Consider the following 14218-nt stretch of genomic DNA (forward strand, 5'->3'; position numbering starts at 1 on the left):
AAGGGAATGAAATATGGTTCATTTATAAATATTTTTGAAACCAAACTTAAAAGTTTTCGTATGAATAATATAAAAAGGAGGAGATTGTTAGATGTTTAAAAAGATTATTAAATCCATCATAAAAGATTCTAATCATCATAAACACTTAAGTTCAAGTGATGCTTGGAAATATCATAAGTCCAATAAATATGGGCATCTTGGACATCACCACTATAAGCATAAGCATAAATCCAAAAGTGGAAGCTTTTTCAGCAGTTTTTTTAGCAGTTGATTGTCTCTATGATGAAACCAATCTTTCAAACGATATTTTTAAGAGTAACCGATTTCTTTGATTCAAAATTTCAATTGGGTGAAAAAATCGATAATCGATATCAAATTCAAAAATTCCTCGGAAAAGGAAGCTATGGTTATAGCTATTTAGTCCTAGATCTTCAAAATGGGATGGAAGTGGTTCTAAAAACATTACGACTTCATAAGAGGTTGACAAAGAGGGGAAGAAAAGGGTTCCTACGTGAAATGGAAATATTAAATCAGTTTCTCCATCTGCAATTTCCACATTTTTATGAGCGAGGAATCTATCAGTCCATTCCATATTTTACAATGGAATATATGAAAGGAAGGACCTTTGAACAATTAATTTTTCAGGACGGTAAGGTTTTTACGGAAAGGGAAGCTTTTCAAAAAGGGCTTGAGTTACTTTCTTTAATGCGTGTGCTTCATCAAAAAGGAATCATCCACAGAGATATTCGCATCCCCAATGTGATACTAGATGACGGGCAACTTAAATTGATTGATTTTGGTCTTGCAGCCTATATAGAAGATGTGCCTAATAAATCAAAATGGAAAACCGTACGACGGGCGGCTAACCCTTTAAGTGATTACTATGCTTTAGGTCATTTTCTGCTGTTTCTTCTTTATTCGCAGTACGATAGCAAGGAATCGAAAAAGGAACAGAGCTGGGAAGTGGAATTACAGATTTCAGAGGATGGAAAACAAATCATCAAACGGCTTCTGCTCACATCTATTCCATACAATAGCATTGATGAAATAGAAAAAGATATTATTCAGATTATCGCAAAAAACGGGAGGAATGAGGATGTCGTTATTTAATAAAATTTTTGCCAGTGTTGGGATTGGAGCTGCTACGGTTGATACTAAAATTGAGAAATCAACGATTATTCCTGGAGAGATTGTAAAAGGGGAAATAGACGTTCAAGGTGGAAGCATTGAACAAAAAATAGATTCAATTTATTTATCGTTGTACACCACCTATATCAAGGAGGTCGATGATAAAAAATATAGTTCTTCCGGATTGATAGATGGTTTTCGGATTGCAGAATCGTTCCAGCTTCAACCAAATGAACGAAAGGTGCTTCCTTTTTCCTTTCAGCTTCCAATTGATACTCCCATCACGATTGGAAGGACAAAAATATGGGTAAGCACAGGATTAAACATCAAAAATGCGGTTGATCCTAATGATAAAGATTATTTAAAGATTATGCCTACCCCTTTAATGTCATCTGTTTTACAGGCCATAAGTGATTTAGGCTTTCGCTTAAGAGAAGCTGAATGTGAGGAGGCACCATATCGCCTCCGTAATCGTTTTCCGTTTGTACAGGAGTTTGAGTTTGTCCCAGCTGCGGGTTCTTTCAAAGGGAGATTGGATGAACTTGAAATGATCTTTTATCCAAAATCGTCTCATGAGATTGAGCTGCTTATTCAGGTTGATCGGAGGGCGAGTGGATTAGGAGGTTTCTTATCTGAGGCGTTAGAGATGGACGAAACAAACGTTAAGATAACAGTTTCTTCAGCAGATATTTCAATCATGAAGGATAAGATGAAATCGGTCATCCAAGCTTATTGTTAACATATCAATAATGAAACTGAAATGGAAGCTGACTTTTCTTGATAAGCCGGCTTCCATTTCAGTTTATCTCTTCCTCTTTTGGGCAGTATGTTCCTTGGCATGTGCCTCATGTTCAGCGACAATTTCCTCAGCTGCTATATGGTTATTCTTTTTTGGTGAATTAATTCTATTACGGTGCTTTTTACCCATGCTGATGACCCCCATTTCCCTTATTAAATCCCCTAAAAAACTAGGTGGGAACTCTTGTTTTATGATAACCATTTGTAAATAAAGTATGTTTTTCCGCAATAAATTTTTCTGTTCCCTCTTGTTTATGTTATAGTTTGATGTGCAACATCTTTTTATGACGGAGGGTTAATAAATGAGCGTACATATTGGTGCAAAGGAAAATGAAATTGCGGAAACGATATTATTGCCAGGTGATCCACTTCGTGCAAAATATATTGCTGAAACCTTTCTAGAAGGAGCTACTTGCTATAATGAAGTAAGAAATATGTTTGGCTTTACAGGTACTTATAAAGGAAAAAAAGTGTCAGTCCAGGGGACTGGGATGGGGATTCCATCGATTTCTATTTATATTCATGAGCTGATGAATAGCTACAATGTTCAAAATCTCATCCGAGTTGGAACTTGTGGGGCAATCCAAAAGGATGTTAAGGTGCGAGATGTTATTTTAGCCATGAGCTCATCAACAGACTCTCAAATCAATCGCTTAACCTTTGGTGGCGTAGATTATGCGCCAACAGCGAATTTTGATCTTCTCAAAACGGCTTATGATTTTGGAATTGAAAAAGGACTAAACCTTAAGGTAGGAAATGTATTTTCCGCAGATAGTTTCTATAATGATAACAGTGAATTAGAAAAATGGGCGAGATACCAAATCTTAGCAGTGGAAATGGAGACGACAGCCCTTTATACGCTAGCTGCGAAATTTGGGAGAAAGGCATTATCCATTCTTACCGTGAGTGATCATATTTTAACTGGCGAAGAAACGACGGCTGCAGAAAGACAGACTACTTTTAACGATATGATTGAGGTGGCTTTGGAAACAGCGGCTCAACAATAAATAAAATGGGGAGACTGACTTAATGAGTTAGCCTCTTTTTTTGAAAAATATGAATCCTTCATATGAATAAAATCAGTTACAGGCACCGATGAATAGTGGTAAAATAAAAATATTGCATTGAAAAGGATTCAGGTGAGAGACAAAATGAAAAGAAACATCATTCTAATGCTGAGCATACTTATCGTATTAGCAGGTTGCAGTCAGTTGAATACCATCATGGATAAAATGCCATGGCAAAAAAAAGATCCCAAACAAACTAGTGTAAATGACGATGATCAGAACAAGAAAGAACATCCGTCTAATGGACAAGCCAATGACCAATCAGCGAAAGATGGACAGAATAATCAACTAACTCTTGACTCTGCATTCTTTAATGAAATAAGAATGGTCGATGGAAAAAAAGTGATTCAAAACCCAACGAATATTCTGGCATTAGTGAATAAACAATATGCTCTTCCTAATAATTATGCACCTAAGGATTTAGTAAGACCAAAAGTTCCATTTCCATTTGGAGATCAGAAAATTGAAAAAAGCTATATGAGAAAAGAAGCAGCAGAGGCACTTGAAAAAATGATAAATGCTGCAAAAAAAGAAAATATCATTATTTATGCCGTTTCTGGCTATCGTTCCTATGGTAGGAAACAGGAGGTATATTCTGCCGAAGTAAATCAAGTTGGGAAAGAACAGGCAGAACAGGCAGTGGCGATTCCAGGTTTTAGTGAGCATCAATCAGGACTTGCAATGGATGTATCAAGTCCAAGTAACAACTTTGATTTATCTGAGAACTATGGAAATACCAAAGAGGGGAAATGGCTTGTGGCTAATGCCCACAAGTTCGGGTTTATCCTTCGCTACCCAAAAGGGAAAGAGCAAATCACAGGCTATGAATATGAGCCATGGCATTTTCGTTATGTTGGTATCAAAGCGGCAACGGATATATATGAGAGAGATATAACCTTAGAAGAATATTTCAAAATCGTTGAAAAGATTTAATTGAAAATCTTCTTCGCTTTCTATTCGATTGAAAAGGGTGAAAAAATGGAGCATTGTCACAATGAAAATATCGAAGAAAACGTTGAAAAAAAGCCACTTGTCCCAAGGACTCAGGTTGAAAAGGACCAATTAATCACAAGATTAAAACGAATAGAAGGTCAGGTCCGCGGAATTCAAAAAATGATTGATGAGGACCGTTATTGTGTGGATATATTGATTCAAGTTACAGCAGTGAATAATGCATTAAAAAAGGTTGGAATGAATCTGTTAGAAAGGCATACGAATCACTGTGTATCTGATGCCATAAAATCAGGAAATGGTGAGCAGGCTATAGATGAATTGATGAAGGTCATTGAGCAATTCAGCAGGGCATAATCAATTCGACAAAAGGACCTTTTAGTATCACTTTCATTTGGAAAATGTTATTATTTTTTAAGGAACAAGCATAAGTTTTTGGAAAAGTGGTGAAGAATTTGGACATGGAAAAAACGAACCAGGATACGCCTGAAAATGGGTCCGGATTTATTAAAATGAAAAAATTTCACTTTGTTATGTTAATTTTCTTAATCGTATTTTTAGCTGCCGGAATTACGGTGGTGGCCCTATCTTTTGGGGATGAAAAAGCTGTGACGGTTGCAAATGAAAGAAATGAATTTGATAAATTATATACGGCTTATGATACGATTAATGATAATTATTACAAAAAGGTGGACAAGGATACATTAATAAATGGTGCTATAAATGGAATGGTTGAAGCACTTGATGATCCATATTCAGATTATATGGATGAAAAGGAAGCAGGGCAATTTCATGAAACAATTTCTTCCTCATTCGAAGGAATTGGAGCTGAAATTGAGGAGCAGGATGATTCTATTGCCATTGTCTCACCAATCAAAGGCTCTCCTGCAGAAAAAGCTGGATTAAAGCCTAAGGACAAGGTGTTATCAGTGAATGGGAAAAGCTTACGGGGAAAGTCCTCTTCAGAAGCAGTGGCCCTTATTCGTGGCAAAAAAGGAACAAAGGTTACCCTGGAAATTGAAAGGCCAGGTACAAAAGGAACTATGACTATATCCTTAGTTCGGGATACCATTCCAATTGAAACGGTTTATGGAGAAATGTTAAAAGATGGAATTGCTAAAATTCAAATTACAACATTTTCCGAAAATACGTCTAAAGAGCTAATTGATAAGCTAAACGAATTACAGGGGAAAGGTATGAAGGGAGTTATCCTTGATTTACGCCAAAACCCAGGTGGTCTTTTAGACCAGGCGGTTAATATCGCTGACCTATTCGTTCCAAGTGGAAAAACCGTATTAAAGATTGAGGACCGTAAAGGAAAAATTGAAGAAATCAAAGCAACCAATAGCAATCAAAATTCGAAAATTCCATTAGTCGTGGTCATTGATAAAGGCAGTGCAAGTGCTTCTGAAATTCTTGCGGGTGCCGTTTCGGAATCTGCTGGTGTACCATTAATTGGTGAAAAATCATTTGGTAAGGGAACCGTTCAAAATGCGAAAGATTTTGATGATGGATCAAACTTGAAATTTACAACGGAAAAATGGTTAACACCAAGTGGAAAATGGATTCATAAAAAAGGAATTGAACCTGATTATAAAGTATCACTTCCAAGTTATGCATCCTTACCATTTATTAATCCAGATTCTAAATTAAAAATGACCGATGCTTCTGATCAAATTAAAGTTGCTGAAAAAATGTTGAAAGCAGTTGGCTACGATCCCGGAAAAGTAGATGGATACTTTGACAGTCAAATGAAAGAAGCCGTGATGCAATTCCAAAAGGATCAGAAATTAAAGGCAGACGGGATTTTAACTGGACCAGATACACTCGCCTTAATGGAAAAGCTTAGAGAGAAAATTGAAAAAAATGATACACAAATCAAAAAAGCTGCTGAAGTATTAAAAAAACAAATAAATCAATAAATGATTAAGGCTTGCTTATGATCATCCAAGGTTAGGAATGAACTTGGAAGTACGGAATAGGCAAGCCTTTCTCACGAGTTCGGGATTTATTGAGGGAATCATGCAAAATGAACATCGAAATTGGATATAGAAGGTTGAGATAATGAAAGAGAAAACAGAAATTTATATATTATCAGGCTTTTTAGGTAGTGGAAAAACGACATTATTAAAAAGGATTTTGCAGGAAGAAAAGAAGGCAGGCAGAAGGCTGGCTGTGATGATGAATGAACTTGGAAGCGTTTCTATCGATTCTGATACCGTTAAAGGGGATGTGACCCTAAAGGAATTATTGGGTGGATGTATTTGCTGCACGATACAAGATAAATTAGAATCCCAACTTCAAGGCTTACTACTAGATGATAAGCCTGATGTGATTTATATTGAGACAACAGGTGCAGCACATCCAGTAGAAGTTTTAGATGCTATTCTCTCACCACTATTTGCTGAAAAGCTCGATGTTAGAGGAATTGTTACAGTAGTGGATGCTTACTTCTGGATGAGCAGAAAGAGTTTCAGTCCTCAAATTCAACAGCTCTTAATCGAGCAAGTTCGCCATGCAGATTTATTATTACTCAATAAAGTAGATCGATTATCCGACTCTGAACAAGCTAGTTTGGTCATGAATATTCAAGGATATAATACCTTTGCACAAACTATCTTAACGACATTTGCAAAAGTGCCTCTTTCAACGATTCATCAGATGTCTTTAAAGAATAAAAGCCAAAAGACTAGCACTCATGTTGATGTACATTTACATTTAAGTACCTTTGTCTATCATTTTCAGCATTCAGTTAATCAGGAGGAATTTGAGTCATTTCTAGCATCCTTGTCAGATAAAATTTATCGCATAAAAGGATATGTTAAATTCTCAGAATCCCATTATCCTGTTTTATTTCAATACGCTTATGGAATGCCGATGTTTATGAAGGAATACATGAATTATCCATTGAATCTTGTCTTTATTGGTGAAGGAATAGAATGGAGTGTAATTGAAAAGAAATTGAAAGAACTTGAAAGGAAAGAATGAGATTGAAACAAGAGCAAATTTTTGAACTTGAACAATTATTAAGAATGGTTTACCGAAAATTAAAGCAGGATATTCATACAATCTTTAAGAAGGAAATCAGTCACGGTGAATATACCGTCTTAAAGCTCCTGTCAAAAGATACGTCCTTAAAAGCAACTGATTTATCAAAGAATCTTAAGGTTTCGGCAAGTCATATAACAATGGTAACAGATTCCCTTGTTAAAAAAGGCTTTTTGACTCGGACAAGATCGGATGTGGACCGCAGAGTGGTTGATATGGTCGTAACCGATGAGGGAAAGGAATTATTGAAGCATTTTAACGAGAAAAGATCAGATTATTTTTATGAAAAATTGAATCAATTTTCAGATGAAGAAATTGAAGAATTTATGCGATTATTAAATAAATTAAAAGATTAAATCAATGTTTTTGATAGGAATTTAGATCGAATAAGCGAAATGAATTTTCGGAGTTCTTTGAAATCATTTTTGTGAATGGTAATAGAAAATAAAGGGGACACTCTACTTGTATTCTAATTTGTTGGTTTATTCTTTTCAGGATATGCAGAATTTTAGATAGTAAGTAGGTGTTGGTTTTGAAAAAAATATCAGTGGTCTTTCTTATAATCTTTTTTTCTTTCTGTTCTCTGAGCTATGCTAAACAAAAAAAACAAGCTCCAATTGAAATGCTGCCATGGAAGGAAGTAAATAGATTTCTTCCAAAGTATACGAAATTTACTGTTAAAGACTTTGAATCGGGAAAGGAATTTAGGGTTCAGCGCAGGGCGGGAAGTCAGCATGCTGATGTGCAGCCTTTAACGAATGCAGATACTGCTATTATGAAACAAATATATAATGGAAAATGGAGTTGGAAAAGACGCGCGATTATTGTGAAATACAAAAATCAACGGATTGCCGCATCCATGCATGGTATGCCTCATGGAGCAGGTGCATTAGTGAATAATTTCCCTGGCCACTTCTGTATTCATTTTTATGGGAGCACAACCCATCGGCATAATTATATGGACTTATCACATATGCTCATGATTTATAAAGCTTCTGGGAATCTCCCACTTTACTATGCACAAGCCGGTCCGTATGAAGTGATTAGTGCATTTGTTGCTGGATTTAAAGAAAAGGATCCCAAAATTATCTCGCCAATTTCATTACAACCTATTCAATGGGAAACAACTATATCTTTAATTGAAAATACTACAATTACCAGTATGTCTGAATTACCAGTTGAAGACTTGCAGGATGAAATTTATTTAGAGGTCCCTGTTGTTATCGATTGGTTCATCAAGGGAAAAGGGAGAAGTGTCTTTCGGGGAAATGTTCAGCTTGTAAGATATTCTCCATTTGATGCATGGAAAGTAGATGCTGTATCTTTTTTAGCTGATAATCACTTTGAAGAAATCTATTATAAATGAAAATAGCGCTGGGAGTGATTTCCCAGCGCTTTTGTACTGAATTGAACAAGCAATGAGAATTCACTGCTTTTCATATCGTTGATCGTCCATATTCGATCTGATTGCATTTTGTTACTTTTGTTCACCGAATTTAATGAAGGTACGTTCGTCCTCAATTAGGCCACATGTCCCACATTGGACGCGATAATCTGGACCATTATAAGCTAGATGGAATGGACTTAAGTGTTCGCTTGAGTATTCTTCAAGGATATTTCCAGTTTGTGGGTCTAATTTTACAGATTGCGGTAATTGCTGAATAAGATTAAAACGACTTCGATTCGTTTTACAATTTGGACAACGGTAAGGTGTTGGCATCGCCAAACACTCCTTTCTTTTTTAACATTATTTTGGTCAATTTACCTTTAGATATGTAAGAAACCACATCCTCAATTTATCCCACTCTTAACGGACATTTTGACTCCCACTTCAAGATTCTGAGAATACGAAGAAGATAAGTGGGAGATCAACTGTCCGTAAAGGTCCGACGACGGACAGGATGTCCTAGTCAGGCGAAAGCCACAGGACGTGGCGTTATTGAGCGTTATAAGTGAAATAAGATTTTTCTTTGGGCTTCAGCCCTTAGAAAAATCAATCAGGCTTTGCGTGACTAACCATCAGTAGGGGATGAATGGTAGACTAAAAGCGCGACGTCAACACATAAGTCTGCACACTTCACGTCCTGTGCATTGAAAACCCCCACTGATGGAAGTTTCACTTTATAGTTGAAAAAGGAGAATCAGAAAACATGTTTGATTTTTTATTACAGCAATATCGATTGCTCTGGAATAATCGAAAGCTTATCGAAGAGGATACAGCTGAATCGGTGTTGAAAAAGGCAATTCTTCAGGAGCTAAAGGATGAAAATTCCCATCCTCGGGTTAGAAAATCGCCACATGAAAAATATTTTTCTGCAATTAAAAGGATCATGGATTCCTCATTACCTGATGAGGTCAAGCTTTCGTTAATTAAGCTGCACACGAATTTAATGGAGGATTTGTAAGATTGAAAGGTAGAAGCTCGCATGAATTGCGGGTTTTTTCTATTTTTTATCATTTTTTGACAAGATTCATGCAGATTTCACATTTTTCTCACAGAGCCGTGATAAATTGTTTTAAAATAGAATTATTATTAAAGAGGAGAAAAACAGATGAAGCTTCTTATTAAATTGCTCTTATGTTTACCCATTTTTCTGTTAGCATCCTGTCAATATGAAAGCTATCCAAAGATATCGAAAAATCAATCTATTGTTGCCACCGTGAATATCAAAGACATGAGTGTTACATTTGTTGATATGAAGGCAATGAAAAAATTAGCAACATGGGATCTGAAAAAACCCTATTCAGGTGGATTAATGCTTCCTGATGGGGATACATTGCTTTTATATGGAAAGCAGGTGGATTCGATTGATCTATATTCATTGGCACAAGGGAAAAAAATCAATAGCTGGGATATCGGAAAAGGCATTGTTAATGGAGCGCTAATCAACCATAATCATGAAATTGTTTTTTCAGACCAATTCAATCATATTGTCCGATTTTTTACTCTCAAAGGAAAAGAAATAATAGATGTGAAAACTGAGCAAAACCCATTAACATTACTTGAGAATAAAAAGAAAGGGCAATTAAATGTTATTAGCTATTCATCAGAAAAAATGTCAACCATTGATATAAAAACAAAGAAAACGATTAACACCATAAAAATCCATTCTCAAGCAGCGGGAGCGATGATTGATGAGAAGAGGGATGAAATATGGATAGGTGGTCACGGGGAAGGGCTTGAACCTGAAAAATATATTCATGTGTATGATGAAAAAGGAAAATTGGTAAGAAAAATTCATGCACCCATCATGCCAGTGAATTTTTTAAAGGATGAGAATTATATTTTTGTTTTGAGTCATGGATCAAGCACATTACACAAGTTGAGCGTAACTGGAAAGCCCATAAAATCTGTGGTAATTGGTGCTAATCCTTTTGAAATGGTTTCCTTTCATGATGAAATTATTGTAGCTGGGTATGACAGCAATGATATTCATATCGTGGATCCTCGAACATTACAAATCAAGAAAACGATTAAAGTGGACAAAGGACCATTTCAATTAATTGTTAGAGAGGGGCAGAAGCAATGATCCCAATTACAATCTTAATTGTTGATGATGAAGAGGAAATGCGTCACCTTATACAAATGTATTTGGAAAACTCAGGGTTTCACTGCATACAAGCAGCAAGTGGTGAAGAAGCCTATCAAATATTAGAGCAGGAATCTATTGATTTAGCAATCTTAGATGTGATGATGCCGAATGAAAATGGATTTATGGTCTGTGAAAAAATTAGAGAAAAATATACAACGCCAATTATTTTCCTCTCTGCGAAGGGAGAGGAATGGGATAAAGTACGAGGTCTCCAGCTTGGTGGGGATGATTATATGGTGAAACCCTTGAGCCCAGGTGAATTGGTAGCCCGAATCCAATCTGTGTTAAGAAGGACTGGAAGTCCAGCCATTGAACAAAATGTAATTAAGATGGGCAGTGTGACGATTGATAAGAAAGCGCGCAAAGTGATGGTTGAGGACAAAGCAGTCCCATTAACATTAAAGGAATATGAGCTCTTAATCTATTTCATTGAACATCAATCCCAAGCATTAAGCCGAGAGCAAATTCTAGAAAGTATATGGGGCATTGATTACCATGGCTCCTTAAGAACAGTGGATACCCATATTAAAACATTAAGAATGAAGTTAGGTATCGATGAATACATCCAAACGGTTTGGGGGATTGGGTATAAGTTTGAGGTGCCTGAAGAATGAGAGTTGGTTTCAGGTCTTTGTCGATGAAATTATGGATTGTTGTATGTTGCGCGATCCTACTTTCAATAGCTTTTTCCTTTTTTCTCTCAAACTTTTTTTATGAAAAGCTTTACGTGGAAAAGACGGAGAATTCTTTGCTAACGGAAGGAAAACAATTGGCTGCCAATTATAAGGGTGGACCACTTACGGATGAATTGAAAAATAAAGTGGAGTGGTACAATGCTGTATCTGAAGCAGAAATTTTCATGGTGAACAATCCAAAAGAACTGAGCGCCTGTCTTCCCTTTGATATTGATTATCAAAGTCTAATCAAACCGGATGAGCGAGAAAAGCTATTAAAGGGCGAACCTGTTTTGAAGACGGGTTTTGAGGAGCGGTTTGATCGGAAAATTGTCGCCACGATTATTCCCCTTCTAGATCATAACCGACTAGAAGGGATTATCTATTTGTATTTGCCAATAGAAAAAATTTCGGAAATCACAAAGGATTTTTCTGTTTTATGGCTTGCGGCTGCGGTTTTATTTATTGTAATTACCTTATTTTTTGGAACCAAATTAATTAGTAGGTTGACCAAGCCGTTAAAACAAATGACTTTGGCGGCAGAAAAAGTGTCAGAAGGTGATTATAATACGCGGGTCGATATTGAATCTGACGATGAAATTGGTCAATTAGGAACTGCTTTTAATCAAATGTCTGCATCCATTCAAAAGGAAGATGAGCGGAAGAAGGAGTTTTTAGCCAATGTTTCACACGAGCTAAGAACGCCGATTAGCTATGTGAAGGGGTATAGCGAGGCCATGCTCAACGATATAATTCAACCTGAGGATGAATATAAATACCTCCACCTGATTCATCGAGAAGCTGGAAGAATGGAACGATTGGTGGGGGATATTTTAGACCTAGCCAAAATGGAGTCAGATGGATTTCAATTATTAAATTTTCCTTTAGTTTTATCACAATTAATTGAAGATGCCGTTGAAAAATATGCGTTGGTACTCGAGGAAAAAGGCCTAACCTTCTCCTTACAACTAGATCCGGATATTATCATTAATGGGGACGAAGGACGTCTGGAACAGGTGGTGCAGAATTTGATGGATAACGCGATTCGTTATACAGAGGAAGGTGGAATTACGATTCGCTTAACCAAGCATCCAAAAGGCTGTCTATTAGAATTGTGCGATACTGGCTGTGGAATCCCTCAAGAAGATTTGCAAAAAATCACACAACGGTTTTATCGTGTTAATAAAGGAAGAACAAGGGCTGATGGAGGAACGGGATTAGGACTTGCCATTACGGAAAAAATCATCCATTTACATGGTGGGGAGTTTTCAATAGAAAGCGAATTGGGAAAAGGCACCTGCGCAAAATTGATTTTTCCAACGATTGAATAATGGCAAGTAATATATATAAATATGAACTTATTTAGGGGTGTGTTTGTCTTGAAGAAGAGTCTTATCATAGTCATTTCCATTTTTACGATGATCTTGTTAGCATCATGTAATACAGCCAAAAGTGGGGATGAGGAAGTACCTCAATTTTTAGATGTAAAATTAGCGGTAAATCCAGAAAAAGCAAAGATACATCAACCAGTTCAGTTCGAAGCGAAAGTCACATACGGAGATAAATTGGTGCGTGACGCGGATGAGGTGGATTTTGAAATATGGAGAGCGAATGAAGAAAATCATGAGAAGGTAAAAGTGAAACATGATCATGATGGAATTTATTCTCTTCGTAAAACCTTTGATCAAGAAGGAACCTATTATATCATTTCTCATGTGACAGCTAGGGATATGCACTCCATGCCTAAAAAGGAATTTATCATTGGGAAGCCTAGTAAACCAGAGAGCGATTCTTCTTCTGAAACTGAGGGAATGTAGGTATTGCAAATTCGAGAAAGCTATGAGAGGAATCACAATCTTTTGAATGGGATTCCTCTTATTTTTTTTGTTCATCCTTTTCCGCTCTTGCTCTCATTTGAACTTTGGCGAACTTATCCTCTCGTGCCGATTGCTTTTCTTCAAACTTATGGAATTTAAGAAGTTGTTTCTTGGGTAGCCTTCCTTCGAGACTCGTTCCAATATTTAATTTACCACTCAGATCATGAATACCGAGCTGACCGATATTATTAATATATTCGAGACCGTCAACTATAAAAGATTCAATGGTTAGGTTATCGATAAACACGTTTGAAGAAGTCTCTTCTTTGACTGTACCATGGTTTAATTGAGTAATTTCTTTTGATAAGTTCATGATTTGATGCTCCATAGCTTGAAGCTTGATCAACAGGATATCCAATTGGGTATCTTTATAAGGTTTAGGGAGTGCGAGTTGTTCTAACTTTTTTAGAAGCAGGATAATATGATCGTTTTGGATTGTTTGATTGCTTGAAGAAGAGGGGAGCTTCATTTCAATCGACTGTAGTTTATCGATTAATGTATCGATTTGCTTCTCAATCTTATTTTCTTTTTTCTTAAAGAAAAACATGATCATCATTCCTTAAGAATTCTTATTTTTATCATGAAGTGACCAGTCTATTGATTCAACCTCCTCTTCATCGAGGGGAAGAATAATAGTCAAGATTCCATGCTGAAGAATCGATTGGATATCGTTTTGTTTGACAGGTGAAGGCAGTGGAATGGATTTTTCAAATATTCCATTATGCCTTTCTTTTAATAAGTATTGATTCTTTGTCTGAAAGGACGCAATTTCTCCTTTAATATGGAGGTGTTGATTAAAAAGGCTAACATTTAATTTGTTTCTTGAGATTCCAGGTACTTCCGCTTCAATAATGATGTTTTGTTCCTCCCGATAAACATCACACCGAGGAAATACGGTTTTATTGACATAGAAGGAATGCTCTGGCTGTGATTGCGGCTGTTTTGGATTTAATTCCTGGTGGTCGCTTATTTGGAAAATCTCCTTCCAAAAGTTATCCTTTTGATACTGCTTAGTGATATCTAACCAAGCCTGTAATTTCTCCATATCCATTTTAAAATCCCCCTTTTGATTTCATACGAAA

Annotated in this window: 18 protein-coding genes; 14 read left to right on the forward strand and 4 right to left on the reverse strand. The window is 36.3% G+C overall.

What is annotated here, in order from left to right:
• The first annotated feature begins 279 nt into the window (after positions 1–279).
• Positions 280–1110, forward strand: a complete 831-nt coding sequence (locus tag ACE38V_RS04850) for a serine/threonine protein kinase (RefSeq protein ID WP_375840059.1) — start codon at positions 280–282, stop codon at positions 1108–1110.
• Positions 1097–1867, forward strand: coding sequence for a sporulation protein (locus tag ACE38V_RS04855; RefSeq protein WP_375840060.1), 771 nt, complete (start codon positions 1097–1099; stop codon positions 1865–1867). The genes ACE38V_RS04850 and ACE38V_RS04855 overlap by 14 nt, the downstream gene beginning before the upstream one ends.
• Before the next feature lie 63 nt (positions 1868–1930).
• On the opposite strand, the gene ACE38V_RS04860 is transcribed toward ACE38V_RS04855, so the two are convergent.
• The gene (locus ACE38V_RS04860; protein WP_375840061.1) at positions 1931–2056 is read right to left on the reverse strand and encodes a hypothetical protein; all 126 of its coding nucleotides are present in this window, start codon (positions 2054–2056) and stop codon (positions 1931–1933) included.
• Positions 2057–2228: 172 nt separating this feature from the next.
• On the opposite strand from ACE38V_RS04860, the gene deoD reads away from it, so the two are divergent.
• The 7 genes from deoD to ACE38V_RS04895 all read left to right on the forward strand — a co-directional run bounded on the left by deoD (position 2229) and on the right by ACE38V_RS04895 (position 8358).
• Positions 2229–2933, forward strand: coding sequence for a purine-nucleoside phosphorylase (deoD, locus tag ACE38V_RS04865; RefSeq protein ID WP_375840062.1), 705 nt, complete (start codon positions 2229–2231; stop codon positions 2931–2933).
• A gap of 144 nt (positions 2934–3077) precedes the next feature.
• On the forward strand, positions 3078–3926 hold the full coding sequence (locus tag ACE38V_RS04870) for a M15 family metallopeptidase (RefSeq protein WP_375840063.1): 849 nt from the start codon (positions 3078–3080) through the stop codon (positions 3924–3926).
• Positions 3927–3971: 45 nt separating this feature from the next.
• Positions 3972–4301, forward strand: a complete 330-nt coding sequence (locus ACE38V_RS04875; RefSeq protein ID WP_375840064.1) for a metal-sensing transcriptional repressor — start codon at positions 3972–3974, stop codon at positions 4299–4301.
• 104 nt (positions 4302–4405) lie between these two features.
• Positions 4406–5866, forward strand: coding sequence for a lmo1851 family serine protease (locus ACE38V_RS04880; RefSeq protein WP_375840065.1), 1461 nt, complete (start codon positions 4406–4408; stop codon positions 5864–5866).
• A 142-nt stretch (positions 5867–6008) separates the two neighbouring features.
• Positions 6009–6932 carry a CobW family GTP-binding protein gene (locus ACE38V_RS04885; protein ID WP_375840066.1) on the forward strand — a complete coding sequence of 308 codons (924 nt, stop codon included), beginning with the start codon at positions 6009–6011 and terminating at the stop codon, positions 6930–6932.
• Positions 6929–7348, forward strand: a complete 420-nt coding sequence (locus ACE38V_RS04890; protein WP_375840067.1) for a MarR family winged helix-turn-helix transcriptional regulator — start codon at positions 6929–6931, stop codon at positions 7346–7348. Before ACE38V_RS04885 ends, ACE38V_RS04890 begins: the two co-directional genes overlap by 4 nt.
• 176 nt (positions 7349–7524) lie before the next feature.
• A complete protein-coding gene (locus ACE38V_RS04895) occupies positions 7525–8358 on the forward strand; it encodes a hypothetical protein (RefSeq protein WP_375840068.1) in 834 nt (277 codons plus the stop codon).
• 111 nt (positions 8359–8469) lie between these two features.
• Here the strand turns inward: ACE38V_RS04895 and ACE38V_RS04900 are convergent, their stop codons facing one another.
• Positions 8470–8712, reverse strand: coding sequence for a DNA alkylation repair protein (locus ACE38V_RS04900; protein WP_375840069.1), 243 nt, complete (start codon positions 8710–8712; stop codon positions 8470–8472).
• A 430-nt stretch (positions 8713–9142) separates the two neighbouring features.
• Here ACE38V_RS04900 and ACE38V_RS04905 point away from each other — a divergent pair, with 430 nt between their 5' ends.
• From ACE38V_RS04905 to ACE38V_RS04925, 5 genes are all read left to right on the forward strand, one after another.
• Entirely contained in the window at positions 9143–9397 is a 255-nt protein-coding gene (locus tag ACE38V_RS04905; RefSeq protein WP_375840070.1) for a hypothetical protein, read from the forward strand.
• A 147-nt stretch (positions 9398–9544) separates the two neighbouring features.
• Positions 9545–10522, forward strand: a complete 978-nt coding sequence (locus ACE38V_RS04910; RefSeq protein WP_375840071.1) for a YncE family protein — start codon at positions 9545–9547, stop codon at positions 10520–10522.
• Positions 10519–11199, forward strand: a complete 681-nt coding sequence (locus ACE38V_RS04915) for a response regulator transcription factor (protein ID WP_375840072.1) — start codon at positions 10519–10521, stop codon at positions 11197–11199. Before ACE38V_RS04910 ends, ACE38V_RS04915 begins: the two co-directional genes overlap by 4 nt.
• 134 nt (positions 11200–11333) lie before the next feature.
• Positions 11334–12590, forward strand: a complete 1257-nt coding sequence (locus tag ACE38V_RS04920; protein WP_375840073.1) for a sensor histidine kinase — start codon at positions 11334–11336, stop codon at positions 12588–12590.
• A gap of 39 nt (positions 12591–12629) precedes the next feature.
• Positions 12630–13076, forward strand: a complete 447-nt coding sequence (locus ACE38V_RS04925; RefSeq protein WP_375840074.1) for a FixH family protein — start codon at positions 12630–12632, stop codon at positions 13074–13076.
• A 58-nt stretch (positions 13077–13134) separates the two neighbouring features.
• Here ACE38V_RS04925 and ACE38V_RS04930 read toward each other — a convergent pair whose 3' ends face one another.
• On the reverse strand, positions 13135–13683 hold the full coding sequence (locus ACE38V_RS04930) for a hypothetical protein (protein ID WP_375840075.1): 549 nt from the start codon (positions 13681–13683) through the stop codon (positions 13135–13137).
• Between the two features lie 12 nt (positions 13684–13695).
• On the reverse strand, positions 13696–14187 hold the full coding sequence (locus ACE38V_RS04935) for an Hsp20/alpha crystallin family protein (protein WP_375840076.1): 492 nt from the start codon (positions 14185–14187) through the stop codon (positions 13696–13698).
• Between the last annotated feature and the right edge of the window lie 31 nt (positions 14188–14218).

The sequence above is a fragment of the Cytobacillus sp. Hz8 genome, assembly GCF_042263505.1.
Lineage (GTDB): Bacteria > Bacillota > Bacilli > Bacillales > Cytobacillaceae > Bacillus_BE.